Annotated in this window: 25 protein-coding genes; 22 read left to right on the forward strand and 3 right to left on the reverse strand. The window is 58.8% G+C overall.

All coding sequences use genetic code 11. From position 1 onward, the window contains the following. Positions 1-106: 106 nt before the first annotated feature. A complete protein-coding gene (locus tag DW754_RS00250) occupies positions 107-709 on the reverse strand; it encodes a Type 1 glutamine amidotransferase-like domain-containing protein (protein ID WP_117758153.1) in 603 nt (200 codons plus the stop codon). A gap of 514 nt (positions 710-1223) precedes the next feature. Beyond that, complete coding sequence (locus DW754_RS00260; protein WP_117758152.1) at positions 1224-2306, reverse strand: iron-containing alcohol dehydrogenase family protein; 1083 nt, start codon at positions 2304-2306, stop codon at positions 1224-1226. A 510-nt stretch (positions 2307-2816) separates the two neighbouring features. Between DW754_RS00260 and ileS the strand changes: the two genes are divergently transcribed. From ileS to DW754_RS00315, 11 genes are all read left to right on the forward strand, one after another. Next, positions 2817-5594: an isoleucine--tRNA ligase gene (gene ileS / locus DW754_RS00265; protein WP_369832156.1), complete on the forward strand. Its 2778-nt coding sequence runs from the start codon at positions 2817-2819 to the stop codon at positions 5592-5594. 222 nt (positions 5595-5816) lie between these two features. Beyond that, entirely contained in the window at positions 5817-6416 is a 600-nt protein-coding gene (gene lspA, locus DW754_RS00270; protein WP_233508816.1) for a signal peptidase II, read from the forward strand. Continuing rightward, positions 6416-7429, forward strand: coding sequence for an RluA family pseudouridine synthase (locus DW754_RS00275; RefSeq protein WP_117758149.1), 1014 nt, complete (start codon positions 6416-6418; stop codon positions 7427-7429). Before lspA ends, DW754_RS00275 begins: the two co-directional genes overlap by 1 nt. Before the next feature lie 82 nt (positions 7430-7511). Beyond that, positions 7512-8807: a glycosyltransferase family 2 protein gene (locus DW754_RS00280; protein WP_117758148.1), complete on the forward strand. Its 1296-nt coding sequence runs from the start codon at positions 7512-7514 to the stop codon at positions 8805-8807. 79 nt (positions 8808-8886) lie between these two features. After that, complete coding sequence (locus tag DW754_RS00285; RefSeq protein WP_117758147.1) at positions 8887-9309, forward strand: prepilin peptidase; 423 nt, start codon at positions 8887-8889, stop codon at positions 9307-9309. Between the two features lie 31 nt (positions 9310-9340). After that, the gene (locus DW754_RS00290) at positions 9341-10588 is read left to right on the forward strand and encodes a deoxyguanosinetriphosphate triphosphohydrolase family protein (RefSeq protein ID WP_117758146.1); all 1248 of its coding nucleotides are present in this window, start codon (positions 9341-9343) and stop codon (positions 10586-10588) included. A gap of 60 nt (positions 10589-10648) precedes the next feature. Then, positions 10649-11998 carry a replication-associated recombination protein A gene (locus tag DW754_RS00295; RefSeq protein WP_117758145.1) on the forward strand — a complete coding sequence of 450 codons (1350 nt, stop codon included), beginning with the start codon at positions 10649-10651 and terminating at the stop codon, positions 11996-11998. Positions 11999-12098: 100 nt separating this feature from the next. Beyond that, the gene (locus tag DW754_RS00300; protein ID WP_117758144.1) at positions 12099-12686 is read left to right on the forward strand and encodes a hypothetical protein; all 588 of its coding nucleotides are present in this window, start codon (positions 12099-12101) and stop codon (positions 12684-12686) included. After that, complete coding sequence (locus DW754_RS00305) at positions 12679-13056, forward strand: ATP-binding protein (RefSeq protein ID WP_117736300.1); 378 nt, start codon at positions 12679-12681, stop codon at positions 13054-13056. Before DW754_RS00300 ends, DW754_RS00305 begins: the two co-directional genes overlap by 8 nt. Position 13057: 1 nt before the next feature. After that, entirely contained in the window at positions 13058-13849 is a 792-nt protein-coding gene (locus DW754_RS00310; protein ID WP_117635146.1) for an RNA polymerase sigma factor SigF, read from the forward strand. Next, positions 13846-15258 carry an AI-2E family transporter gene (locus DW754_RS00315; RefSeq protein ID WP_117736301.1) on the forward strand — a complete coding sequence of 471 codons (1413 nt, stop codon included), beginning with the start codon at positions 13846-13848 and terminating at the stop codon, positions 15256-15258. Before DW754_RS00310 ends, DW754_RS00315 begins: the two co-directional genes overlap by 4 nt. 6 nt (positions 15259-15264) lie before the next feature. On the opposite strand, the gene DW754_RS00320 is transcribed toward DW754_RS00315, so the two are convergent. Continuing rightward, positions 15265-15504, reverse strand: a complete 240-nt coding sequence (locus DW754_RS00320; protein WP_117736302.1) for a hypothetical protein — start codon at positions 15502-15504, stop codon at positions 15265-15267. Between the two features lie 194 nt (positions 15505-15698). On the opposite strand from DW754_RS00320, the gene alaS reads away from it, so the two are divergent. From alaS to DW754_RS00375, 11 genes are all read left to right on the forward strand, one after another. After that, positions 15699-18356, forward strand: a complete 2658-nt coding sequence (alaS, locus tag DW754_RS00325; protein WP_117758143.1) for an alanine--tRNA ligase — start codon at positions 15699-15701, stop codon at positions 18354-18356. A gap of 17 nt (positions 18357-18373) precedes the next feature. Beyond that, complete coding sequence (gene ruvX / locus DW754_RS00330; RefSeq protein WP_035138185.1) at positions 18374-18802, forward strand: Holliday junction resolvase RuvX; 429 nt, start codon at positions 18374-18376, stop codon at positions 18800-18802. After that, positions 18795-20228, forward strand: a complete 1434-nt coding sequence (mltG, locus tag DW754_RS00335; protein WP_233508817.1) for an endolytic transglycosylase MltG — start codon at positions 18795-18797, stop codon at positions 20226-20228. Before ruvX ends, mltG begins: the two co-directional genes overlap by 8 nt. Position 20229: 1 nt before the next feature. Beyond that, the gene (locus tag DW754_RS00340) at positions 20230-20727 is read left to right on the forward strand and encodes a YqeG family HAD IIIA-type phosphatase (protein WP_117758141.1); all 498 of its coding nucleotides are present in this window, start codon (positions 20230-20232) and stop codon (positions 20725-20727) included. An 8-nt stretch (positions 20728-20735) separates the two neighbouring features. Beyond that, positions 20736-21269 carry a shikimate kinase gene (locus tag DW754_RS00345; RefSeq protein WP_099431675.1) on the forward strand — a complete coding sequence of 178 codons (534 nt, stop codon included), beginning with the start codon at positions 20736-20738 and terminating at the stop codon, positions 21267-21269. Next, positions 21266-22375 (forward strand): hypothetical protein, encoded by a 1110-nt coding sequence (locus DW754_RS00350; RefSeq protein WP_117758140.1) that lies wholly within the window; start codon positions 21266-21268, stop codon positions 22373-22375. The genes DW754_RS00345 and DW754_RS00350 overlap by 4 nt, the downstream gene beginning before the upstream one ends. Before the next feature lie 132 nt (positions 22376-22507). Further along, entirely contained in the window at positions 22508-23638 is a 1131-nt protein-coding gene (locus DW754_RS00355) for a Xaa-Pro peptidase family protein (protein ID WP_118071982.1), read from the forward strand. A gap of 160 nt (positions 23639-23798) precedes the next feature. Continuing rightward, on the forward strand, positions 23799-24362 hold the full coding sequence (gene efp, locus DW754_RS00360; RefSeq protein WP_006233983.1) for an elongation factor P: 564 nt from the start codon (positions 23799-23801) through the stop codon (positions 24360-24362). A gap of 24 nt (positions 24363-24386) precedes the next feature. Continuing rightward, positions 24387-24749 (forward strand): Asp23/Gls24 family envelope stress response protein, encoded by a 363-nt coding sequence (locus DW754_RS00365; protein ID WP_117758138.1) that lies wholly within the window; start codon positions 24387-24389, stop codon positions 24747-24749. Between the two features lie 3 nt (positions 24750-24752). Next, on the forward strand, positions 24753-25340 hold the full coding sequence (gene nusB / locus DW754_RS00370; RefSeq protein ID WP_117758137.1) for a transcription antitermination factor NusB: 588 nt from the start codon (positions 24753-24755) through the stop codon (positions 25338-25340). 2 nt (positions 25341-25342) lie between these two features. Continuing rightward, positions 25343-25582, forward strand: coding sequence for an exodeoxyribonuclease VII small subunit (locus DW754_RS00375; RefSeq protein ID WP_006233978.1), 240 nt, complete (start codon positions 25343-25345; stop codon positions 25580-25582). Positions 25583-25608 lie beyond the last annotated feature (26 nt).

The raw sequence follows: 25608 nt of genomic DNA on the forward strand, positions 1-25608 counted from the left end.
AAATCGTCCGCAGTCCCCATTCTTGCCCCTTTGGGACAGCTTCTTGTTGGGGCGTGCCTGCCCCTAGCCCTGCTAGGAACGAGTACAGCAAACTGGAATTTTCAAATTAGTCTTTGCAAATTACCTTTGAACCTTCACCATCAATTACAATTCCCTGACGGTTGTTAATTGGGCATAGATTCAAATCCGAAAACTCAGTCATTATTTTCTCGGTAACTTTCTTAAATGGTGCTGTAAGAAAATGCGGAAGAACATAGAAAACAATCAAATTAAGCCCTGAATCATCTTCTTGTGAGTAGTCCTCCGGCTTTTCATCCATTTGCTCGATATATTGGATGCTTGGAGCGCATACAATCGCACCTGCCGATTCACCAATCATCAGTTTTCCCTTTTCCAATTCTTTCTTCAACAGCTCATCCGTTCCCGTTTTACGGAGCTGGTCTATAAGGAAAAAAGAATTTCCGCCGGTAAAATAGATCACATCCGCATCTTCAAAAAGAGACTGTATCGTTGAATAAGCCTCCGTTGAAATATCAATTTCAGTTACGATTGCTCCCAACTTTTTGAATAATTTTCGAGCCGAGCCGACATAACCGGTGTAGCCTTCACGCAGCGAAGCTGTTGGAATAAATGCGACTTTTTTATTTTCAATTTCTTCCTTTATCAGACTTCCTACACTTGAAAAGTGAGAACATAAAAACAGTTTCATCAATATTCTCCTTTATATATAAATTCTTATTTGTTGAACTAAGCCGTGTATACCATACTCTCCAATGAAAGAACGCCCTGATATAGCGAAATTTTGCCGTTTTCCTGCGTACGTGCGTACACACTCCACAGGAATTCTAAGGGGCCTGCCCCCTTAGCACACGGACTTTGGAACAAAGTCTAGTGTGTTACGCCTTGTCAGAGGTGTACAGGCTCCCGGTATGCACGTACGAAGCAATTGCCATCAATGCGCCATATAAGTGGCGATCAAGTTCGCATAAAGCGACCTTGATCCCGCAAAACAAAAGGCAGGATACCATCACCACGATGATACCCTGCCTCTGTTCGTTTCTGTTTACCGTTCCGAGTAGTCCTTCCGCAGAATTTCCGATAAACAAAAAACGTACCCGAACCCTTTCTCGTAAAGAATCGGGTTCGAGTACGAACTGAATGCTGGAGCAATAAAAAACCACCAGAAAGGTGCCTGTCCCCTTTGTGGTGGTTTTGGGCCAGTCCTAGAGCGTGTGGCCGTAGGCGTTGGCGGCCTTGATGGCGGCGGCGAATTTCTCGTCGGTGAAGGGCTCGGGGTTTCCCTGCTTCCACTCGTTGGTGGCGTGCGCATACTCGCACAGGGCGGGGATATCGGACTCGGAAAGCCCGACCTGCTCAAGCGTCACGGGCAGCCCCATCTCCTTGTTAAAGGCTGCGTAGCGCTCAAGGTTCTCGGTATCGCCCGTGTAGGCAAACAGCACCAGCACGCCCAGGCTCACGACCTCGCCATGCAGGTAGGTGCCCTCGCGCGGAATGCTGCAGGTGGCGTTGTAGAACGCATGCGCCACGCTCGAGTTGTAGTAGTAATCGTTTTGGTTGGTCAGGTTCGAGACATAGCCCGTGTTGACCACGATATCGAGCGCGATCTGCTTGACGGCTTCGGTCGACAGGTTCTGGCGAACGTCCTCAAGACCCTGCACACCATAGGTAAACAGCGGCTCGGAGCAGGTGTGTGCGAGCGCCAGGCCAAGACCTGCGGTGTGCTCCAGGTTGCCGGCGCTCGTGGCGTACTCGACCTCGGGCTGCTTGGACAGGGCATCGCCCACGCCCGCCCAGAAGTACTCCGCCGGAGCCTCGGCGATGATCTTGGGGTTGATGAAGATGTGCGCGGGGCGGTTGGGGTACGAATAGCCCTCGAGAGAGCCGTCGTCGTTGTAGACAACGGCAATGGCGGTCGCGGCCGAGCAGTTGGAGCAGATCGTCGGTACCGTAAAGACGATCTTCTTGAGCTCGATGGCCGCCGTCTTGACGGTGTCGAGCGCTTTGCCGCCGCCGCATGCGATAAGCACGTCAGCTTCCTGGCAGGCAGGGGAGTTCACGACCTTGGCGATATTGGCACGCGTACTGTTGGTGCCATAGACGCGCGTCTCCAGAATCTCGACGTCGGTACCTGCCAGCGCAGCTTCGATACCTGGAAGTGCTGCGGCCAGTGCCCGCTTGCCACCGATGATCGCGACCTTGGTCGCTCCGTACTCGGCCAGCGCGCCGGGTAGCTCGTCAAAGCAGTCTTCGCCGACGGTATAGTCGCTCATTCCAATTGTGCGCATAGGTACCTTCTTTCCTTCGATAAAGTGCTTTCAGGTATTTTGCTCCAAGTGAGTGCTTGCGACCGTGAGAAATTTCTAAAGTATGAAACCGATGTTGAGGGTTTTTCGCCGGCGTTGACCGTGCTACCATACAGCGCATAAGCGTTGATGGGGACGAGTAGTCGGCCGTCCGTGTGCTACAGAGAACGGGGAGCGCTGAGAGCCCGTGCATGCGACCGATGAAAATCACCCCGGAGCTGCGGTCCCAACGGACGTGCCGCGCAGGTTCGTCTTAGTAGACATCGCCGAGATGGTCGTCGATACAGGCCAGCCGAGTAACGGATGCGAGCGCGCTGTAATGCGGGCGAGGGCATCTAAGCTGGGTGGTTAAGCGAAGAGCTTTTGCGGGCACACGGCCCGTTTTGTGGCGCTTCGTCCCAGCTTGCAGGGACGGGCGCTTTTTTGGTGCCCAACGGGCGTGCGCGCCCACGACATGAAAGGGGTACCGTGGCAAACGAGTACAAGCAGACGATGAATCTGCCCAAAACCGGTTTTCCCATGCGTGCCGGTCTTTCCAAGTCCGAGCCCAAGCGACTCAAGGACTGGCAGGACAACAAGGTCTACGAGCAGGTTCTGAAGAAGAACGAGGGTCACAAGAAGTTCGTGCTGCACGACGGCCCTCCGTACGCCAACGGTCCGATCCACATCGGCCACGCCATGAATAAGATCTCCAAGGACATGATCAACCGCTACTGGATGATGCAGGGCTATGAGGTCCCTTATGTCCCCGGTTGGGACTGCCACGGCCAGCCGATCGAGCACAAGGTCGAGGAGAAGCTCGGCACCGAGAAGTTCAACCAGACCCCCACGGCCAAGATTCGTGAGCTCTGCAACGAGTTCGCTGTCGAGAACATTGAGCTTCAGAAGGCCGGTTTCCGTCGCTTGGGCGTGCTCGGCGACTGGGACAACCCCTACCTGACGCTCTATCACCAGCATGACGCCGCCGACATCGAGGTTTTCAAGGCGATGTTCGATAAGGGCATGATCTATCGCGGCCACAAGCCGGTTCACTGGTGCAAGCACTGCCACACTGCGCTGGCCGAGGCCGAGATCGAGTACTCCGACGAGACGAGCCCGTCCATCTTCGTGCGCTTTGAGATGACCTCCAAGCCCGCCGGCCTCGAGGACTTCGACGGCCCGGTCGACTTTATCATCTGGACGACCACGCCGTGGACCATTCCCTCCGACCAGGCCGTTTCCCTTAAGCCCGGCGCCGCCTACGTCGCCGTTGAGCACGATGGTCGTGCCGAGGTCATGCTCGAGGACCTGGCTCCCAAGTGCTGCGAGGAGTTTGGCTGGGAGTACACCCCGGTCATGGTCGACGGCAAGCCCTATGTGGTTCCCGCCGAGACCTTCCACCACATCCGCTACAAGCAGCCGATCTTTGACGGCGTCGAGGGCGTGGCGCTGCTGGCCGATTACGTCGGTGTCGACGACGGTACCGGTATCGTCCACAACTCGCCCGGCCACGGCGTTGACGACTACTTTGCCTGCCTCAAGGAGGGCATCACCGACATCTGCATGCCGGTCGATGACGACGGCAAGTTCTACACCGGTGAGGAGTTTGGCACCGGTGGCCCCTTCAGCGGCATGGATACCGACGAGGCCAACCCGCACATCATCGAGTTCCTGCGCGAGCGCGGCACCCTGGTCCTCGAGAAGAAAATCACGCACAGCTACCCGCACTGCTGGCGCTGTAAGCACCCGGTGCTCTTCCGTGCTACCGACCAGTGGTTTGTCTCGATGGACAAGACGGGTCTGCGTGAGCAGGCTGGCAAGGAGGTCCGTGAGAACGTCAAGTGGTATCCGGCCCACGCGGCCAACCGCATCGGTGCCATGGTCGAGCAGCGTCCCGACTGGTGCATCAGCCGCCAGCGCAACTGGGGCGTGCCTATCCCCAGCTACACCTGCGCCGACTGCGGCGAGAAGGTCATGAACGACGCCACGCTCGACGCCGTCATCAAGCTCTTCCACGAGAAGGGCTCCGACGCCTGGTTCACCGTTGCTCCCGAGAGCTACCTGGACGAGGCCTGCGTCTGCCCCAAGTGCGGTGGCCATCACCTCAAGGCCGATAAGGACATCCTCGACGTGTGGTGGGATTCCGGCGTCTCCTGGAAGGCCGTCTGCGAGTACCGCCCCGAGCTGGAGTACCCGGCGGATGTCTACCTCGAGGGTTCTGACCAGCACCGCGGTTGGTTCCAGAGCTCGCTGCTCACCTCGGTGGGCGCCAACGGCCACGCTCCGTACAAGGCGGTCGTCTCGCAGGGCTTTACCCTCGACGGCCAGGGCCGCAAGATGTCCAAGTCACTCGGCAACGTCATCGACCCCAATAAGGTCTGTGACGAGATGGGCGCCGACATCATTCGCCTGTGGGTTGCTTCCGTCGATACCAGCTCTGACGTCTCCATCGATCACGAGATTCTTGCTCGTACGTCCGATGCCTACCGTCGTTTCCGCAACACGCTGCGCTTCCTGCTCTCCGAGCTCGAGGGTCAGTTTGAGCCCGAGACCGACGGCGTCGCCTTCGCCGACCTGCTGCCGCTCGACAAGCTCATGGTTGCCCGCCTGACCCAGGTCCAGGCCGAGGTCGATGATGCCTACGCCAGCTACGAGTTCCCGCGTGCTTACCGTGCGCTCTACGACTTCGTGGTTACCGAGCTCTCCAATGTGTACCTCGACGCCCTGAAGGACCGTCTGTACTGCGACAAGCCCGGCTCGCTCGAGCGCCGCAGCGCCCAGACCGTGCTGGCCGAGCTCTTCTCGATGCTCATGCGCGACCTGCAGCCGATCCTGTCCTACACCGTCGATGAGGCCATGGCCTATGCACCTGCCGGCTGCGTCGATCACCAGAAGTACGCCGCGCTGCTCGATTGGTACAAGTCGCCCATCACGGTCGACGAGGCCAACGAGTTTGAGGGCGTGCTCGAGGCTTCTCTCGAGCTCCGTAGCGTCGTGACCAAGGCACTTGAGGATGCCCGCTCCGCCGGTACCTTCACCAAGAGCCAGCAGGTCCGCGTCAAGGCGGTCGTTCCCGCCGAGATGTACGCGCTGCTGACCGGTGATAAGGCCGTCGACCTGGCCGAGTTCTACATCGTCTCCGATGTTGAGCTGACTCAGGGCGAGGAGCTCTCCGTTGCCATCGAGGCAGCCGAGGGCGAGTGCTGCGACCGTTGCTGGAACTACCGCACCACCGTCGGCGAGTACAACGGCCACGCGCATATCTGCAAGCGCTGCGCGAATGCCCTTTAAGGCACGGTAACTCGGCATTTTAGTTATAGGGAGAATTTGGACGCCTTCGGCCCATTTGCTCCGCTGAATAAAAGCGGCATTCTGTTTTTCGGAATGCCGCTTTCTTTTTATGCTGGTTATTTATCTGGCGTTAGCGAATATGTCGTGCGCTCTGCGTGTGGCAATATAAGATGGTTAATTGCGTTAAACGGAATTCGATGTTCTTGAGGGTAGGGGATTGATTTGGGTCGTGTTGGGGATATGACGCCGACTTTGCGTTGGCGGTTGGGTGTTGCTGGTTGCGTGGCGTTGGTCGTGCTGTTTGTTGACCAGCTGACCAAGCTTGCGGTTCGTGCCGTGGGCGACGCTCTGCATATGACTGTTATCCCCGGTGTGATTGACTTTCTGTTTGTCCGCAATATCGGAGCTGCCTTTAGCTTGGGCGAGGGCCATGGCATTGCGTTTGCCGTGCTGGCACTTGTCGTCATCATTGCCATCGCGGTGTACCTGGTTCGTGCGCCTCAGCTCGCTCGTCTTGAGGTTGTGGGCATGTCTATGGTTGCGGGCGGCGCCATCGGCAACGCGATCGACCGTCTGGCTTTTGGCTTCGTGACCGATTTTATTGCCACCACCTTCATCGACTTCCCCGTCTTTAACGTGGCCGATATCAGCATTACGCTCGGCGTCGTGCTGGCGCTCATCGGTTATATGTTCTTGAGCCCTGCCGCCCGTGAGGTCGATGCGACCGCCGAGCTCAACGCCCGTGACGAGGCCCGCGCCAAGCGCAAAGCCAAGCAGCGTGGGGAGCGTGCCCGCAAGATTCGCGAAAGGAATGAGCGTTAATGGCCGACATCCATATTCTTGTTGCCGACGATGCTACTGGTCAGCGTCTCGATGCCTATCTGGGCGCCAACGATGGCTGCCCCACGCGCTCTGCCTGTGCGCACTTGATCGAGGGCGGTGCCGTTGCCGTCAACGGCGAGACCTGCCTATCAAAAAAATATGCTGTGCGCTCCGGCGACCGTATCTCGGTCGACTTACCCGAGCCGCACGATCCGACCGACGTGATTCCCGAGGCCATTCCCCTTGATATCCGCTATGAGGACGACTACCTCATCGTGCTCTCCAAGCAGCGCGGCTTGGTGTGCCATCCCGCCCACGGCCACGAGAGCGGAACCCTTGCGAATGCTCTGGTCTATCACTGCGGTATCGACCATCTGGGCACCGTGCAGGGTGAGGACCGCCCCGGCATCGTGCATCGCCTGGATCGCGATACCTCGGGCCTTATGCTCGCGGCAAAAGACGACGACACCCAGCGCGCGCTTCAAAATCTCATCCGTACGCGTACGCTCGACCGCCGCTACATTACGCTCGTTCACGGGCACATTGCCATGGACGAGGGCACTATCAACACCGGTATTGCCCGATCGACGCGCGACCGCGTGAAGATGGCGGTTTCTGATGACCCCTTTGCGCGCCAGGCCATCACGACTTTCAAGGTGCTCGAGCGCTTTGATTCCACGCGTTTTGACGACGGCTACACGCTTGTCGAGTGTCACCTGTTTACCGGCCGCACGCATCAGATTCGCGTGCACATGCGTCATATCAACCACGCCTGCGTGGGCGATCCGCTCTACGGTAAGTGCGATGCGCGTGCCGATCAGCGTCTGACCAGGCAGTTCCTTCATTCCTGGCGCGTGGCATTCGACCATCCCGTGACGGGGGAGCGCATCGAGTGCCGTGACGAGCTGCCGTGGGACCTTTCCGCGGTTCTGGATGATCTGGCCCCGCGTTCGCTCGGTCGCACTGACGCTGGCGATGACATCGTCCCGCAGCTCGGTCTGCTCGAAGCCTAGCCCGTATTAGGTGGTTTCTTGAACTCGGTAAGCCTGCGGTAAGATATACGGTTGTTTACGTAACGCGTTGCTGGGAGCCTGCATGCTCGCCTTTTTACAAACCAACACACCCATCGTGATCTTCAACCAGATTGTCGTCACGCTGCTCACGGCCTGCTTTCTGTACCAGGTGGTTTTCTTTGTCATTGGCGCTCTTCGTGGTGAGGTCGCGCCTCCTAAGGCCAAAAAACTCCACCGGTATGCCTTCTTTATTGCAGCGCATAACGAGGAGGCCGTGATCGCTAACCTCGTTCGCTCCATCAAGGATCAGGACTATCCGTCCGAGCTTATCGAGGTCTTCGTGGTCGCCGACGCCTGCACCGACAACACGGCGCAGCTCGCGCGCGAGGCGGGCGCCATCGTTTATGAGCGTAACGATCTAGCCCGCAAGGGTAAGAGCTGGGTCATGGACTTTGGTTTCGACCGCATCCTTAACGAGTATCCCGATACGTTTGAAGGTTACTTTATCTTCGATGCCGATAACGTCATCGCCCGCGATTACGTGTCCAAGATGAACGATGCCTTTGACCAGGGCTTCCATGTGGTCACGAGCTATCGCAACTCCAAGAACTTCGGCAGCTCGTGGATCTCGGCGGCTAATGCCACCTGGTATCTGCGAGAGGCGCGCTTTCTCAACAACGCACGCAACATCTGCAAGACGTCTTGCGCCGTCTCGGGTTCGGGCTACCTCATTTCCGCCAGTGTTATCGAGGGCATGCACGGTTGGCAGTTCCACACGCTGACCGAGGATATTCAGTTCACCACGTTCTGCGCCATTCACGGCATTCGTATTGGCTATGCGCCGGCGGAGTTCTTTGACGAACAGCCCGTGACGTTTAAGGCGTCCTGGAAACAGCGTATGCGTTGGACCAAGGGCTTCTACCAGGTGTTCTTTACCTACGGTAAGCATCTCGTCAAATCGACCTTCCGCTATCATCGCTTTGCCGCCTACGACATGTTTATGACGATCGCTCCGGGTATGCTGCTATCGCTGATCTCGATGCTCGCCAATGCTACCTTCCTCATCGTGGGCGGGCTTTCGCACGGCTTCTTGGCCACCGAGGTCGAGATGCAGGCTTGTGCCGCCTCGCTCATTATGACCTTCGCGATGATGTACCAGACCTTCTTTATCCTGGCGCTACTCACGACCATCTTTGAGTACAAGCATATTCACTGCGCGCAAAAGTGGCGTCTGGTGACCAACCTGTTTACCTTCCCGATCTTTATGTTCAGCTATATCCCCATTACGGTGGCTGCTCTGTTCCTGAAGGTCGACTGGGTGCCGACGCAGCACGCCGTAAGCGTTACCCTCGACGAGGTCATGCAAGGCGCCAAATAACCACGATCTAAACCACCACAAAGGAACAGCGCCTTTGTGGTGGTTTTTGCGTTTGAGCTGCTGCCCAAGGAGGTGTTCGATGGTCTATATCCCGTTTTGGATTTGCATCTTTGCCGGCGCGGCGATTGATGCCCGTGAGCGGCGTTTTCCCAATGAGCTTGCTGGCGCGTGTGCCGTGGCGGCGTTTGCAGGCGTTTGGCTCGACAGGGGCATTAACACGGCGCTTGACCACGCCGGTCTTGCGGTCATCGTCTACCTTGCCCTTGTGCTTACTGAGTCGCTCTCGCGTCGTGCTCGTCACGCTCCCGGCATTGGCATGGGGGACGCCAAGGCGCTCTATGCCCTTTGTACCTTCGATCCCCTGGGTGGCATCGTTGCGTTTGCTGCCTCGCTCCTTGCCCTTGCTGTCACCTGTCTCATCGCAAAATCGCGCTCCTTGCCATTGCTGCCGTTTTTGGTGCCGATATTTGCCATAATCGAGGTTGTTGGTAGTACGTTGTAACCGTTTGCGCGCCCTTTTTAAGGAGCATGCCATGGCAATCAATCAACAGACAGCCGCCATCAAGGCTCGTATGGATCGCATTCCCGCGGCGTTGTCGCCCGAGCTGGTCGAGCGTATCGCCGTCGACCGCGCCTCGGGTGTCGTTAATCCCTACCGATGCGGTGACGGCCAGGTCATCCGACGTGTCGATCGGGCTGCAGACGAGGGCACGCTCATGCGTCCGGCCTTCATGCGCGATACCGAAAAGATTCTGCATCTGCCCGCATACTCCCGTTATGCAGGCAAAACGCAGGTCTTTAGCTTCCGTAGCAATGATGACCTGTCGCGCCGCGGTCTGCACGTGCAGCTCGTCTCGCGCATTGCGCGCGATATCGGTCGCGCCCTGGGGCTCAATTGCGATCTGATCGAGGCGATTGGCTTAGGCCACGACTTGGGCCACACGCCTTTTGGCCATGCCGGTGAGCGATTCCTCAACGATATCTATCACAAGCGCACGGGTCGTTATTTTTTCCATAACGTGCAGTCGGTCCGCGTGCTCGACGCGCTGTACGGCCGCAACGTGTCGCTCCAGACGCTCGACGGCGTTCTGTGTCACAACGGCGAGTACGAGCGACGTGTGTTTGAGCTTTCGGACATGGGCTCTTTTGACCAGTTCGATCAGACGGTTGAGGATTGCATTGCCACGGGTTATAGCGCAATCGAGCACCTGCGCCCCATGACGCTCGAGGGCTGTGTGGTTCGCATCTCGGATATCCTTGCCTACGTGGGGCGCGATCGCCAAGACGCCATTGCGGCGGGTCTGCTGTCAACCGACGCCTTTGACGATGACCTGGGCGGAGCATACAACAGTTGGATTCTTACGCATGCCTCCATCGATATCGTCGAGCACAGCTATGGCAAGCCACGCATCGAGATGAGCGAGGACCTGTTTGAGGAAATCCGCCGAGCCAAGCGCGAGAACTACGAGAAGATTTATAGCAAGGGCGGCATCGAGGGCGACTCCGAATCGGAGCTGCGTGAGGCCTTCGAAAAGCTCTACGACCGTTGCCTGCGGGATATAAACGAAGGCAACGAGTCTTCGTATATCTTTAAACACCACATTTTGCGCATTGAGCAGCAGCTTTCCTACTACGATCGCACCTATGCCTGGCAGGACGATAAGGACCAGGCGGTCGTGGATTACATTGCAAGCATGACGGATGGCTATTTCTGCGAGCTTACGAGCAAGTTGTTTCCGGGATTGAAGTTTCCGCACCGTACCTATATTAACGAACGGTAGTTCGTATATATTCGGTATACTGTTCGTGGAAAACGTTTTTGATTGACGCACGGGATGGCTATGGACGACCTTTTTTCTGCTTCGACGCGCGAGCGTTCCTTTCAGAATGCGCCGCTTGCGGTGCGCATGCGGCCCAATTCGCTCGACGAGTATGTGGGCCAGCAAAAGGCCGTCGGTAAGGGCTCGTGGTTGCGTGCCGCGATTGAGCACGACGTGCTGTCGAGTGTGATCCTGTACGGGCCGGCCGGTACGGGCAAAACGACGCTGGCCCATATTATCGCCAACCATACCAAGAGCGAGTTTGTCGAGGTCAGTGCCGTGACGGGCACCGTAAAGGACTTGCGCCGCGTGATTGACGAGGCCAAGACGCGCCTGAATACCTACGACCGCCGCACCATTCTATTCATCGATGAGATTCACCGCTTCTCCAAGTCACAGCAGGATGCCCTGCTGCATGCAGTTGAGAACCGTACCGTCATTATGATTGGTGCTACGACGGAGAATCCGTACTTCGAGGTCAACTCGGCGTTGCTCTCGCGCGGTCGCGTGGTGGAGCTTGAACATCTTAAAGACGAGGATATCGCCACACTCATTGAGCGTGCGCTCGAGGCGCCGCAGGGTTTGAACGGCAAATTCTACGCCGATGAGGATACGGTTAAGACCATCTGCACGCTGGCTGCGGGCGACGCTCGCTCGGCGCTCACGACGCTCGAGCTTGCGAGCGAGATTGCCGTCACGCGTCCCGATACCGAGGGAACGTCAGCGCCGGCGGCGGGGGAACGCTATCCCATTACCGTGGATGACGTGAAGATCGCCAATCCACGTCGTGGGTTTTCGTATGACAAAAACGGTGACATGCACTACGACATTATCAGTGCGTTTATTAAATCTATGCGCGGCAGCGATCCCGATGCCACGATCTATTGGCTCGCGCGCATGATCGATGCAGGGGAGGATCCCAAGTTTATCGCTCGCCGCATTATGATTCAGGCTTCCGAGGATGTTGGCAACGCCGACCCGCAGGCGCTTTTGGTGGCACATGCCGCATTTAAATCTGCCGAGGTCATTGGCTATCCCGAGTGTCGCATCAACCTGGCTCAGGCTGCGCTCTATGTGTGCCTGGCGCCTAAGTCCAACGCGTGCGAGGCCTCGATCGATGCGGCGCTGGCCGATATCCACAGCAGTGGTCTTCGCGAGGTGCCCAGCTACCTGCGCGATCGTCATCGCCCAGGCAGCGATGAATATGGCGTGTATAAGTATCCGCACGATTATCCCGAAGGCTGGGTCGATCAGCGCTATTTGCCCGAGGGGTTGGAGCGCGGCGCGTTCTGGCAGCCTGCCGGCCGCGGTTGGGAAGAGTGGCGTGTTGAGCAAAGCGAACGCGACCGTAGCGGTAATGCTCCGAAGTAACTGCTGATTATTTTGTCCCAGGATCTCACGCTTGGCATGTTCGGTCCCCTTTGGGGTACCATGAACAGCGTCTGTATTTCGATTCCTTTGGGAGGCTTGTATGAGTCCCATTCAAATCGCCCTGCTGTTGCTCGCCGTTGCCGGCGTGTGGGCTGTTGTCGAGCTCGCGCTCACGCTGCGCAAGACCCGCACCGTCGTTGATTCGCTCGACAAGACGGTGAGTGACCTTAACAATACGCTCGCCGAGGCACAGCCTGTGGTGGCAAAGCTCGACGGCGCTGTCGATGAGCTCACCCCCGCGCTGGCACAGGTTGAGCCGCTCCTCAAGTCGAGCAAGACTGCCGTTGATGCTCTGACGTCTAACCTCGTTGAGGTTGAGGCGGTCGTTCGCGACATCTCCGAGGTCACGGGCAGCGTGGCCGAGGCCAGCAATGCCGTATCGAGCGTGACTGATTCTGCTGCTGGCGCCGTGCAGAAGCTCTTCAATAAGGTGAAGGCTCCTGCAGCCGACGCCGATCGCAAGCTCGCCGCTGCCGCCGCCGAGGCCGAGCAGCCTACTGAGCGCGTTCTGATTGGCGATGACGATGCCGCTGCTGACGACGATGATGTTCAGAAGCCCGCTGCTAAGCCTGCTCAGTATTACACTTATACGCCTGCCGAGACCTCCGAGGAGTCCTGCGATGAGTAGCGAAGCAACCTGCCCCATTACGCTGAGCGTTGCCGGTGATCCGCGTCTCGCGCGCTTGGTGCGCATGACGGCCGCCAACGTCGGCGCCCTGTGCTCTATGTCCGTTGATCGCATCGAGGACATTCGTATGGCTGCCGAAGAAGCCTTCATCTTTGGCTGCACGGCTGTTGATTCCGACGATATCTCGATCAAATTCGATGTCGACGAATCGCATGTGGGCATGACCTTTACCTTTGGCGACCAGGCGACTGTCGATGAGGATGACCAGGCTGCCGTGTATGCCGAGCTCATTTTGGCGAGCGTGTGTGACTCTTACGAAAAGACTACAGCGCCCCTAACGCTTTCCCTCGACCTCAAGGCGGATATCTAATATGACCGAACGCTCCCGGAGCGGCAAGACCGCTTGGGACAAGGAGAAAACCCGCGAGCTGTTTCGTCGTTATAAGGAGACCGGTGATCCGGATGCTCGCGAGCAGCTCGTCATGTCCCATATGAACCTGGTAAGGTTTCTTGCCAACAAATTCAAGAACCGCGGCGAGCCGCTCGATGACCTTTTGCAGGTCGGGTACTTGGGCTTGCTCAAGGCTATCGATCGCTTTGATCCCGAGCGCGGACTCGAGTTCACGACGTTTGCCACGCCCACCATCTTGGGCGAGATCAAGCGTCACTTCCGTGACAAGGGCTGGAGCGTGCGCGTGCCTCGTCGCCTGCAGGAGCTTTCTGCCAAGGTTAACCAGGCTACCGACAAGCTTACCAACGAGTTGCAGCGCTCGCCCAAGGTTGAGGAAATCGCCGATTACCTTGGCGTGACCGTCGACGAGGTGCTCGAAGCCATGGAATCGTCCTCGGCCTACACCTCGGTGCCCATCGAGGCTCCCGGCGCGTCCGACTCCGACGATGCTCCCTCGATTCTCGATCGCTATGCCGACGACGACAACGAGCTCGACTTTACCGATGACCGCCTGGTAATCGAGGAAGCCATCCGCGATTTCTCGCCGCGCGAGCGTGAGGTGATCGAGCTACGCTTTGTGAAGGGCATGACCCAGATCGAGATCGCCAAGAAGCTGGGCATTTCGCAGGTGCAGGTCTCGCGCCTACTGCGCCGCACCCTCAAGAAGATTCAAGACAAGATTGACCCTGACGGAGTAATGGTTCGTTCATGAGTGAGCACCCCCAACAAACCGACCGCACGCTGCGCGATACCCGCATTCTGACGCTTCGCATTTGGGCTGTCGTCGGTTGCATCGTCATCGCCGCCGTCATCTTTAACCTTATGGGCATCCTGGCACCGGTTATTGAGTTTCTTGCCGTCGGCTCCATCATTGCTTTTGTGATGTCCCCGATCACCAACTGGCTCGAGCACCATGGCGTGAATCGCGGCATCGGTTCGCTTATCGCGCTTATTGTGGTCGTTGCTGTGCTCGTCGGTGTCGTTTGCATCTTGTCGCCGATTCTCTTTGGTCAGATCATGGAAGTCCTGAGCCGCCTGCCCGAGCAGCTTCGTGTTGCGGGTGGCGACCTCAACGAGATGATCTCGCATGCCAAGACGCTCAACAACACGCCGCTCAAGGAGTATCTGGACGATAATCTTTCGTCGCTGGTTGCCGTGGCATCGAAGTATGTGTCTCAGATCGCTGCCGAGCTTGGCCGCGGTGTGTTCCCGCTCATCACCAATACAGCCTCGCAGTTGTTCGTGATCTTCCTTGGTCTGGTGCTTGCGTACTGGATGGCCTGCGACTACCCTCGCATGCACCACGAGATTTGCACCATCATCGGTCAGGAGAAGGAGACCTCGTACCGCTTTATGGTCGCCATCCTTTCTCGCTCTGTCGGCGGCTACATGCGCGGTATGGTCGTGACGTCCATCTGCGGTGGTTTCCTCGCCTTTATCGGTTTTATGATCATCGGCCATCCGTATGCGGCGCTCATGGCCATCTTTACCGGCATCATGCATTTGGTTCCTGTCGTCGGTCCCTGGGTGAGCGCAGCAATCGCCACAGTGCTCGGTTTCATGTTCAGCCCCATGTTGGCGTTATGGACGCTCATCGTGACGATGGTCGCTCAAAACGTCACCGATAACGTAATTTCGCCTAAGGTCATGCAGAGCTCGGTGCAGGTGCATCCCATCATGAGCCTCACGGCGCTCGTTATTGGCTCGGCACTCATGGGTCCTATTGGCATGATCATTGCCATTCCGCTGTGCGCAGCCCTCAAGGGCATTTTCGTCTACTACTTTGAGAACGAGACCGGCCGCCAGCTTGTGGCCTATGACGGCGCCGTGTTTAAGGGCACGCCGTACCGCGATGCCGATGGCAACCCGGTCGCCGCCTATGACGCGCTCGGGGACGATACGTTCATCTATGAGTCCGAGCTCATCGGCAACGAGACCGCGCCCGAGGCCAAGGCTATGCCCAAGCCCGAGCTCGATAATCCCTGGATCAAGCTCTCGGGTCTTCAGCCCGATGCCACGGGTTTCTTCAAGAATCCCTTCGCCAAGGATGACGATTCCAACTCTGATGACGATACCAAAACCGGCATCGACGGGTCCATGGACGATTCGGATTCTAAATAGGCCCCATTAACGTTTCTTGAAGTTGTAAATGACAAGAAACGCGAGCAAAGCGATTGATAAGGGACCGGCAACATAGAAAAAGAGAATGTCAATTGCGCGTAAAGTGTAATAAGCCTTATCGCCGGACATTACTGCATACAACACGTAGCCAAATGCTGGTTGGTTTGCGTACCAGCAGGAGAAAGCCAATAGCGTTAAAAGTGCCGCTAACAGAAGTGCATTGAGGAAAAATCGTTTGCTTTTCATCGATCGCTCCTTCCGGGTGACTCTTATATGTAATTCTACAGCAGTCTTTTTTCAAAGGATCGCACAGTACTAAATAACGTGCACTTTCGCTGGAGGGTCGCTGTTTGGCGGCCCTCTTTTTTGCACAGGCGCGGTGGGATGGTAATATCGTTACGTTTGAACTGTTTCGATGTGAAACCGAGGAGATTCCCTCTATGAGTGCTGACTACCCGTCAATGACTACGGCCGAGATTCGCTCTAAGTTCCTCAACTTCTTTGAGGAGCGCGGTCTTAAGCTCTATCCTTCTTCGTCCCTCGTCCCCGACGATCCTTCGCTGCTGCTTGCCAACGCCGGCATGAACCAGTTTAAGGAGTATTACCAGGGCAAGAAGACCATGAAGGAGATCGGCGCAATCTCCTGCCAGAAGTGCGTCCGCACCAACGACATCGATTGCATCGGCGAGGACGGCCGTCACCTGTCCTTCTTTGAGATGCTCGGCGACTTCTCCTTTGGTGGCGTCTCCAAGCAGCAGGCCTGCGCTTGGGCCTTTGAGCTCATTACCAAGGAGTTCAAGCTGCCTCTCGACCGCCTGTACTTTACTGTCTTTACCGAGGACGACGAGACCCACGATGTGTGGCGCTCCCTGGGCGTTGCCGAGGATCATATCTCCCGCCTGGGCGAGGACGACAACTTCTGGGCCGCTGGCCCCACCGGCCCCTGCGGTCCGTGCTCTGAGATTTACTTTGACATGGGCGAGGAGGTTGGCTGCGGCAGCCCCGACTGCAAGCCCGGCTGCGACTGCGACCGCTTCCTGGAGTTCTGGAATCTCGTCTTTACCCAGTACGACCGCCAGGAGGACGGCTCCATGCCAGAGCTGCCGCACCGCAACCTCGATACGGGCATGGGCCTAGAGCGCATGGCCGCCATCATGCAGCACAAGACCGCCAATTACGACGGCGATCTGATGCAGCACCTCATCAAGCTGGGCGAGGAGATCAGCGGCAAGACCTATGACGCCGACGATTACTCCGGTGCCAGCCGCTCGCTGCGTATCATCGCGGATCACTCTCGTGCCGTCGACTTTATGATCTCGGACGGCATCCTGCCCGGTAACGAGGGTCGCGAGTACGTCCTTCGACGCCTGCTCCGCCGTGCCGTGTTCCACGGTCGCCTGCTGGGTATCGAGGGCGCCTTCCTGACCAAGTTTATCGACGAGGTCAACGCTCAGATGGGCGAGGCCTATCCCGAGCTGCTCAAGAACGTCGCGCTCGTCAAGGGTATCGTCGCCTCCGAGGAGGAGCGCTTCTCCACGACGCTCGACAACGGTCGCGTCTACCTGGATGAGGCCCTGGCAGCGCTTGCCGAGGGCGCTGTGCTTCCGGGCGATGTTGCCTTTAAGCTGCACGACACCTTTGGTTTCCCCATCGACCTGACCGTCGAGATCGCCGGCACCGCTGGCCACGACGTCGACATGGACGGCTTCACCGCCTGCATGGAGGACCAGAAGGCCCGCGCCCGCGCCAATGCCAAGGGCGACGCCTGGGGCAGCTTCAACGACGTGTGGGTCGAACTTTCCGACAAGGTCGCCGCGACTGAGTTCGACGGCTATGACAACGATGCGATCGTAGGCGCCAAGGTTGTTGCCATCGTGCGCAACGTCGAGTCCGTCGAGTCCGCTGCTGCCGGCGAGGACGTCGAGGTCGTGCTCGACCGCACCCCGTTCTACGCCGAGATGGGTGGCCAGCAGGGCGATGCCGGCGAGCTTTTCGCCGAGGGCGTTGCGCTGACCGTTTCCGATACCAAGAACCACAATGGCCTGTATGCTCACGTCGCCCACGTTGCCGAGGGCACATTGACCGTCGGTGCTACCGTGACCGCCGCGCTCGACGCCGAGCGCCGTGGTTTCCTGCGCCGCAACCACACCGCCACCCACCTGCTCGACGCTGCGCTTAAGCAGGTCCTGGGCGAGCATGTCTCCCAGGCTGGCTCGCTGGTGACGCCCGAGCACCTGCGCTTTGACTTCACGCACTTCGAGGCCCTGTCCTCCGAGCAGCTCAAGGCTGTCGAGGACCTGGTTAACCAGCAGATCTTCGCCTCCAAGCCGGTCGTGACCCGCGTCATGGGCATCGACGAGGCCAAGGCCGCCGGTGCTGTCGCCCTGTTTGGCGAGAAGTATGGCGACGTCGTCCGCGTTGTCTCCGTGGGCGCCGAGGACCAGCCGTTCTCCCGTGAGCTCTGCGGTGGCACCCATGCCGCCAACACCGCCGAGATCGGCCTGTTCAAGATCATTTCCGAGTCCTCTACGGGCTCCAACGTCCGCCGTATTGAGGCCGTGACCTCTAAGGGTGCTCTCGACTACATGGCCGACCGTCTGGCGCTCGTCGACGCCGCCGCTGCTGCGCTCAAGTGCCGCGTGGATGAGGTTCCCGCCCGCGTGGAGAACCTGCAGGCCGAGCTGCGCGAGACTTCCAACAAGCTCAAGAAGGCACTGACCGGTGGTTCCTCCGACGCTATCTCCAGCGCCATCGAGGGCGCCATCGAGCTCGACGGCTACAAGCTCGTCGTCGCTGAGCTCCAGGGCCTTGAGGCTGCCGACCTGCGCAACGTCTGGGATACCGTGCACCAGAAGGTCGCCGGTCCTGTCGCCTGCGTCGTCGCCAGCGTGACCGAGAAGGGCACCCCGGCCCTGCTCGCCGCCGGCTCCGATGACGCCGTCAAGGCCGGTTTCCACGCCGGTAACGTGATCAAGCAGATCGCGGGCCTGGTCGACGGTCGCGGTGGCGGCCGTCCCAACATGGCCCAGGCCGGTGGCAAGAACGCCGCCGGCATCGCCGATGCCCTCGCGGCCGCTAAGACCGCGCTCGGCGCCTAAGAATCTAGGTAGTCGCTGTGGTCGCGCTTGCGCTGGACATAGGGGAGACCAGGATCGGCATCGCCGTCTCGAGCCGTGATGGCAAGATGGCGATGCCTGTCAAGGTGCTCCCGGCTGCAGAGGTCACCGGTATGGCCAAGACGTTCCGCTACCTGGTTGAGGACTATGAGCCCGATATCCTGGTAAGTGGGCGTCCCCTGACCATGGCCGGTGAGCCCGGTCCCCAGGCCGAGCGCGTTGCCGCTGTTGCGCAAAAGATTGCCGACGAGCTCGATCTTCCGTTGGAGTTTGAGGACGAGCGCCTGTCCTCGCAAGAGGCAAAGCGTATCCTGCGCGAGCAGGGCCTCAACGAAAAGCAGATGAGGGGCAAGATTGACATGATTGCCGCCAGCCTGTTTTTGCAGACGTGGCTTGATCGTAAAAACGAGGAGGTTTCGCATGCCTAGCGCTCCCGATCCGCGCCAGCCGAATCGTACACGTCAGCCGTCGTCGCGCCCTGCCCAGCCTGGCCAGCGTCCGGCACAGCCGACCCAGCGCGCAGCTCAATCTGCCGCGCGCCCGGTGCAGTCCTCCTCTCGTTCAGCCCAACCTGTTCAACGGACGGGTCAGCAGCCTTCTGCTCGTTCGGTTCAGTATCCGGCTTCTCACGCGGCTCAGCAGCCCGCTGCTCGTTCGGCTCAGCCTGCAGGCGGTGCTCGCTTTAAGCATCAGGCACCTACTCAGCGAACGCAGGCCCCCCAATCGCATTCGCATCACGCTCGCGGTTCGCATGGCGTTGCTCCGGCGGCCCGCTCGAGCTACAACACGCATGCTCGTCGCGGTGCCCAAAAGAAAAGCTCCCCGGTGCCCATGATTGTCGGCGTCGTGGTGGCCGTAATCGCGCTTGCTACTATCGCTTTCTTTGTCGTGCCTGCCGTCAAGGGCTTCTTTACCGGTGAGGATACGAAGGTCGCGGCTGGTCAGCAGGTTACGGTGACCATTCCCGACGGTGCTTCGGGCGATACGATCGCCTCGATTCTCTCCGAGAACCATATCGTCGAAAATCCCAAGGATTACTACGCGGCGGTGAAAAAGCTTAACGCCGATATGTCGCTTAAGCCTGGCACCTACTCGTTCACCACACTCATGGATGCGACCAAGGTTGTTCAGCAGCTCATGGAAGGCCCCAACGCGGGCTCCAATGCGCTGACTATCCCTGAGGGTCTGACAGTCGATCAAGTCGCCGACCGCGTGGCCCAGGCCTACGACAGCATCTCTAAGGAAGACTTCCTCAACCAGGCCAAGGCCTCCAACTACGTGGACGACTATAGCTTCCTTAAGGGCGCCGCCAACGACTCGCTCGAGGGTTTCTTGTTCCCCAAGACCTATTCGTTGGGTGATTCGCCGACGGCCGATGACGTGATTCGCGCCATGCTCGATCAGTTTAAGACCGAGTACAAGTCGCTTGACTTTGCGAGCTGCGAAGCCAAGATCAAGGAGCGCTACGGTGTGGAGATGTCCGACTACGACATCGTCAACTTGGCCTCTATCGTTGAGCGCGAGGGCCTCAACGCCGATCAACGTGCGCACGTGGCCTCGGTTTTCTACAACCGCCTTGCCGGCAAGCTCGACGGTCTGCGCTATCTCAACAGCGATGCGACCATGATGTATGTCACCGGTGGCGAGGTTACCGCCGACGACCTGCAGAGCGATAGCCCGTATAACACCTATAAGCACGAGGGCCTGCCACCCACGCCCATCTGCTCTCCGTCGCTCGAGGCACTCAAGGCCACGCTTGAGCCGACCGACTCCGATGACCTGTATTTCTACATTACGCAGGACGAGGAGTACTTCTCGCAAACCTACGAAGAGCATCAACTGTCTTGGAATTAGCATGAGGATTTTTAGCCCCAAACGATACGTTGCCTCGGTCGATCGCATCGACCTTGATACCCTGTGGGCCGACGGCAAACGCGCCATTCTGCTCGATCGCGATAACACTCTGGTGCCGCGCGACACCGAGCAGGTTCCCGCTGCGGTTTCCGCTTGGCTCGACGCCGCCCGCGCCAAAGGCTTTAAGCTGTGCATGGTGTCCAACAACTGGCATCGCGATCAGGTCATGAGCTCTGCACGCGAGCTGGGATTCGAGGCCATCAGCCACGCCATGAAGCCGGCGCCGTTTGCCTTGAAGGCGGGTCTTAAGCGCCTCGGCGCCACGGCAGACGAGGCGGTGCTGGTCGGCGATCAGCTGTACACGGACGTGTGGAGCGGTAACTTTGCCGGCGTTGACACTATTCTGGTCAAGCCGCAGGCAACCCGGGACCTGTGGTACACGCAGATCTTCCGTATCTTTGAGCGCCGGGCCCTGCGCGACCTTCCCTGCGAGGAATAGGTTTCGCCATGTCTCAGCACATCAAACACGGCTGCGACCATATCTTCTTTATCGGCTTTTTGGGCGCGGGCAAGTCGACGCTTGCGCGCAATGTGGGCACTATGTTCAAGCGTCGATTCATCGATACCGATCGCTTGGTTGTGCGTCGATGCGGCAAGTCGGTGACCGAGATATTTGAGACCGAGGGCGAGGATCGTTTTCGCGAGCTCGAGACCTCGGCACTCCGTTCGCTTCAAAGCGAGCGCAGCCTGCTGGTGTCGTGCGGGGGTGGCATCGTCGAGACGCCGGTGAACATTGAACTGATGCACGAGATGGGTACATGCGTGTACCTCGAAGGCGACTTTGAGGACTCGTTGCGCCAGATTCGCCGTTCTGATACCCGGCCCGATTTCCGCTCGCCCGAGCATGCTGCGCGCCTGTTTGAGCATCGCCGTCCGCTGTATCGCCAAGCCGCCGATATTACCCTTGATATTCGCAACAAGTCCTTCGAGGACGTTTCCTACCTTTGTGCCGAGATGCTTTTGGAGCGTGGACTGCTATGATTCGCCGCCAACTTATCAATTTCCAAAACCGCAGTGTCGATGTCCGCGTCGGATTGGGCGCGTTCGAGGAACTGTCGCGCATGTTTGCCTCGGCTGTGGGCAAGCCTAAGCGCGCGATGGTGGTTTGGAACGACGCCACATCCGAGCGTTTTGGCGAGGTCGTTGAGCATGCGCTGGTCGACGCCGGCTTTGCCGTGTCGCTGCTCGTCCTCGAGGTTTCGCCTGCCGGCGCTACGCTGGCCGATGCCGATACCGTCTTTGGGGCACTGTCGGCTAACGGCATTACCTGTGACGATCTCGTTGTCGCCGTCGGCGACACGGCGACCTGCTCGGTCGTTGGCTGGTGCGCCAACCAGTGGTGTGGCCGAACCGAGTGCGCGCTGCTGCCGACGACCTTCGATGCCATGCTCACTGTCGCGACGACCATGAAGCCACTCGTCGCCTCGCCGGCGCATGCGCTTCCCGCTATCGCGTTCCGTCCCGAGCCGGGCTTGGTCGTGTGTGACCTCGACCTTGTTCGCGAGGCGGACCCCGAGGACCTCAAGCTCGGCTATGCGGTACTCGTTGGCACCATGCTTTCGAGCAGCAAGTCCCGCTGGAATCAGTTTACTGAGACCGTCCCCGAGATTCTCGGGGGCGAGGAGGTCGCGCTCGTCAATGCCGTTCAGTGGTCTCAGACTGCCCACAAGGACGTACTGATGGCCACGAACCCGAGCGCACGCCATGCGCTCGATTTTGGCAAGACGGGGGAGCGTACCCTGCGCCTCTGCTTGGGCGATGCCGCTTCGCAGGTCCCTGCCTACCAGCTGTTGTCCGAGGGCATGCGCTTTGAGGCGCGCCTAGCACATGATGCCTGCGACTTCGATATCGATTACGTCTTTGAGGTCGATGACTGCTTGGAGGACTTTGGTATCGAGGAGCTTGCCTTCGATCTGGAGCCTGCCTCATATATCGAGGAGTTCCGCAGGCAGCAGTTTGTCCGCTCGAACCGCAGCATGTTGCCGCTGCCCGCGGCGCTCGGCGCTATTCGTCTAACGAGCGTTGAGGACGAGGTTCTCGACCGCCATGCTCGCGCATACTTGGCTTCTCGCAAAGAACTTCTCTAGGATTTATTGACATACATCGTCTTTCGTATCATGTTGAGGGGCGGGTTTCCAATCGGTTGCGAATCGCGCGCGATTCCGTCGTTCGGTTGAGACCCGTTCCGTCTTTATAGAGACAACAAGAAAGGAATCTGCATGTCAGAGTTTGCTGCCGGTCCCACCGGTCGTATCGAGCGTGTCCGTGCCCTGATGGTTGAGCGTGGCTACGACGCTATCGTGGTGCGCGACGAGGCCAACCTTCGTTGGCTTACGGGCGTCAAGGGCGTCTTCGATTACACCTTCGAGTTCCCGCATGCTGCGTTTATTACGGCCGACCAGTGCCTGTTCCATACCGACTCGCGCTATCTCAACAGCTTTGAGGAGAACACGCCCGCCGGCAGCCCCTGGGTTTACGACATGGACGAGGGCACCATCTCCGGTTGGGTCGCCGGCAAGATCGCGGCCAACAAGTGCCGCGTCTGCGCTGTCGAGGACGACATGCAGATCAACTTCTACCAGGGTATCCAGCGTGGCCTTGAGGATCGTTCCGTCGCCTGCATGCTGCCGCTGATGCATGACGACATTCGCAAGATGCGCGCCATCAAGGACGCCGAGGAGATCGAGCTCATGCGCCATGCGCAGTCGATTACCGACGCCGCCTTCCAGCACATGCTCGGCTATATTAAGCCCGGTATGACCGAGAAGCAGGTTCGCAACGAGCTCGAGAACTTTATGTTCGCCAACGGCGCCGACAGCCTGGCCTTCGGCTCCATCGTGGCGAGCGGCCCCAACACCGCCAACCCGCATGCCGTCCCGAGCGACCGCGTGATCGAGAAGGGCGACTTCGTTCTCATGGATTATGGCGCGGGCTATTGCGACTACCGCTCCGACATGACTCGTACCGTCGTGATGGGCGAGCCCACGCAGGAGCAGCTCGACTTGTACGCGCTCGTGCGCCGTGCGCACGAGGAGTGCGTCGCCGCCATCCATCCGGGCGTCGAGGGCAACGACATTTTCAAGCTTTCCAAGAAGATCATCGGTGATGCCGGCTATGGCGATTACTACAACCATGGTCTGGGCCACGGCGTGGGCATTGACATCCACGAGCTGCCCAACTTCAACCGCAGCAAGAATATCATCGAGGTCGGCTCGGTTATCACCATGGAGCCCGGCGTCTACCTGCCCGGCGTGGGCGGCGTGCGCCTGGAGGACTACGGCGTGGTCACCGAGAGCGGCTACGAGCCCTTCACCAAGACGCCGCATGACCTTCACGTCATCGATTGCTAGTCTACTTCGGTAGATAGTTTGGGGCGGGGCCTCCGGAGCAATTCGGACGCCCCGCGTTCTCTTTTTATGCGCTCGCTGCAGGCGCCGTCTGCAAGTGTATAATTTCGCTCGTATGTAATTTGGACGCTTGTGCGTTCTGCCCATAACAAGAAAGGTCGCTATGCCTACCATTTCTACCGCCGACTTCAAGAACGGCCTCGGTCTCCGCATTAAGGACAAGGTCTACACCATCGTCGAGTTCCAGCATGTCAAGCCGGGTAAGGGCGGCGCGTTTGTGCGCTACAAGACCCGCGACATCAAGAGCGGCCGCGTCGTCGAGAACACCTGCAACGCCGGCACCAAGTTCGAGAGCGTCATGCTCACCACCCGTGAGTTCCAGTACCTCTACAACGATGGCACCGACTACATCTTCATGGACAACGAATCCTATGAGCAGGTTCCCGTTCCCGAGGACATGGTGGGCGAGAACTCCAAGTGGCTGCGCGAGAACGACATCTGCCAGCTGCTCTTCGCCGACGATGAGCTCATGGGCGTGACTCCGCCGATGTTCATCGAGACCACCATCGTCCAGACCGACCCGGGCTTTAAGGGCGACACCGTCCAGGGTTCCACCAAGCCGGCCACGATCGACACCGGCGCTGTCATCCAGGTCCCCATGTACCTCAACGAGGGCGAGGTCATCAAGGTTGACACCCGCGACGGCAAGTTCGTCTCCCGCGTCTAGCAACCAACTCTTCTAGGAGGACTCATGCCCCAGGAAATCAAGATTGACGGCATCGGCATTTCGCCCGATGTTCTGACCGCCATCGTCTCGCGCGCCGTGTCCGATGTCGAGGGCATCGCCTCCGTTGGCGTCAAGGACCTTGCCACCAACCTTGTCTCCATGATGCTTTCGTCTAAGGCCCCGGCTTCCGAGCCGGCGGTCGAGGCCGAGGTCATCGGCGACAAGCTTGCACTCACCGTGCGCGTCGTGGTGTTCTTTGGCTATCCGTTCAAGAAACTCGCCGAGGCCGTTCGCGCCGCCGTGGTCACCGCCATCGATGCCCAGGTGGGCGTCGAGGTCGAGCGCGTTGACGTTTGCATCGACGGCCTCGTTTTCCCCAAGGAGTAACCTTTGAGCCTTAAGGTTTATCGCGGGCGTACGCTTGCCCGCAGTCAGGCGCTGCAGCTGCTGTTCCAGGCCGAGGCCACGGACAGCCCGCTCGAGCGCGTCCTCGAGGGCGATTTCCTGATCTCGAAGGGTCCCCTCGACCCCTATGCGCTGGAGCTGTGCCGCGGTGCTTACGAGCATATCGACCGCATCGACTGCGCTCTGCGCTCCGTTGCCAAGAACTGGGATCTTATGCGCATGCCCGGCGCCGACCGCAATCTGCTGCGTATCGCCGTCTATGAGATGCGTTTCCTCACCGACGAGGAGGTCTCGGACGCCATCGTGATCAACGAGGCCGTCGAGCTTGCCAAGGCCTACGGCACCGACCAGTCCGCGTCGTTCGTCAACGGCGTGCTGGGCAAGATCGCTCGCAGCGAGGAGCTGCCGGGCGAGGACCTGTACCAAGAGCTGCTCGCCGAGGATCGCGCTCGCGAGGAGGCCCAGGCTGCCGAGGCTGCCGCTAAAGTTGCGGTTGCCCAGGCTGAGGCTGGTGTGCTGGCCGAGGGTGTGGACGCTGCTGAGGCCGTCGAGGCCGACTCCGTCGAGGAGTAGCCATGCCAGAGGGTTCTGTACGCAACTTTGACGAGATCTCGGACCGTCTGGACCAGATCATCGCTACCGTTCGCTCCAAAGATACCTCCTTGGAGCGTTCACTCGATCTGTTTGACGAAGCGATTGAGCTGGGCTCCCGCGCGGTCGATATGGTCGACAAGTTTGAGCTGACGCCGCGTGAGGCCGACAAGCTCGAGCAGGAATACGATGAGGATGCGGCAAATGAATCCCAGGATAGCTAGGCCGCATCTCTGGATACGAATGGTTG

Source organism: Collinsella sp. AM29-10AC (genome assembly GCF_003469085.1).
Lineage (GTDB): Bacteria > Actinomycetota > Coriobacteriia > Coriobacteriales > Coriobacteriaceae > Collinsella.

Coding starts and splice junctions, on each gene's coding strand:
- DW754_RS00285 (WP_117758147.1), top strand. CDS start 8,887: ATGGTCTATATCCCGTTTTGGATTTGCATCTTTGCCGGCGCGGCGATT.
- DW754_RS00355 (WP_118071982.1), top strand. CDS start 22,508: ATGTCAGAGTTTGCTGCCGGTCCCACCGGTCGTATCGAGCGTGTCCGT.
- DW754_RS00300 (WP_117758144.1), top strand. CDS start 12,099: ATGAGTCCCATTCAAATCGCCCTGCTGTTGCTCGCCGTTGCCGGCGTG.
- DW754_RS00275 (WP_117758149.1), top strand. CDS start 6,416: ATGGCCGACATCCATATTCTTGTTGCCGACGATGCTACTGGTCAGCGT.
- DW754_RS00340 (WP_117758141.1), top strand. CDS start 20,230: ATGAGGATTTTTAGCCCCAAACGATACGTTGCCTCGGTCGATCGCATC.
- efp (WP_006233983.1), top strand. CDS start 23,799: ATGCCTACCATTTCTACCGCCGACTTCAAGAACGGCCTCGGTCTCCGC.
- DW754_RS00280 (WP_117758148.1), top strand. CDS start 7,512: ATGCTCGCCTTTTTACAAACCAACACACCCATCGTGATCTTCAACCAG.
- DW754_RS00375 (WP_006233978.1), top strand. CDS start 25,343: ATGCCAGAGGGTTCTGTACGCAACTTTGACGAGATCTCGGACCGTCTG.
- DW754_RS00315 (WP_117736301.1), top strand. CDS start 13,846: ATGAGTGAGCACCCCCAACAAACCGACCGCACGCTGCGCGATACCCGC.
- DW754_RS00310 (WP_117635146.1), top strand. CDS start 13,058: ATGACCGAACGCTCCCGGAGCGGCAAGACCGCTTGGGACAAGGAGAAA.
- DW754_RS00365 (WP_117758138.1), top strand. CDS start 24,387: ATGCCCCAGGAAATCAAGATTGACGGCATCGGCATTTCGCCCGATGTT.
- DW754_RS00350 (WP_117758140.1), top strand. CDS start 21,266: ATGATTCGCCGCCAACTTATCAATTTCCAAAACCGCAGTGTCGATGTC.
- DW754_RS00250 (WP_117758153.1), bottom strand. CDS start 709: ATGAAACTGTTTTTATGTTCTCACTTTTCAAGTGTAGGAAGTCTGATA.
- DW754_RS00290 (WP_117758146.1), top strand. CDS start 9,341: ATGGCAATCAATCAACAGACAGCCGCCATCAAGGCTCGTATGGATCGC.
- DW754_RS00260 (WP_117758152.1), bottom strand. CDS start 2,306: ATGCGCACAATTGGAATGAGCGACTATACCGTCGGCGAAGACTGCTTT.
- DW754_RS00305 (WP_117736300.1), top strand. CDS start 12,679: ATGAGTAGCGAAGCAACCTGCCCCATTACGCTGAGCGTTGCCGGTGAT.
- ileS (WP_369832156.1), top strand. CDS start 2,817: ATGAATCTGCCCAAAACCGGTTTTCCCATGCGTGCCGGTCTTTCCAAG.
- mltG (WP_233508817.1), top strand. CDS start 18,795: ATGCCTAGCGCTCCCGATCCGCGCCAGCCGAATCGTACACGTCAGCCG.
- DW754_RS00295 (WP_117758145.1), top strand. CDS start 10,649: ATGGACGACCTTTTTTCTGCTTCGACGCGCGAGCGTTCCTTTCAGAAT.
- DW754_RS00320 (WP_117736302.1), bottom strand. CDS start 15,504: ATGAAAAGCAAACGATTTTTCCTCAATGCACTTCTGTTAGCGGCACTT.
- DW754_RS00345 (WP_099431675.1), top strand. CDS start 20,736: ATGTCTCAGCACATCAAACACGGCTGCGACCATATCTTCTTTATCGGC.
- alaS (WP_117758143.1), top strand. CDS start 15,699: ATGAGTGCTGACTACCCGTCAATGACTACGGCCGAGATTCGCTCTAAG.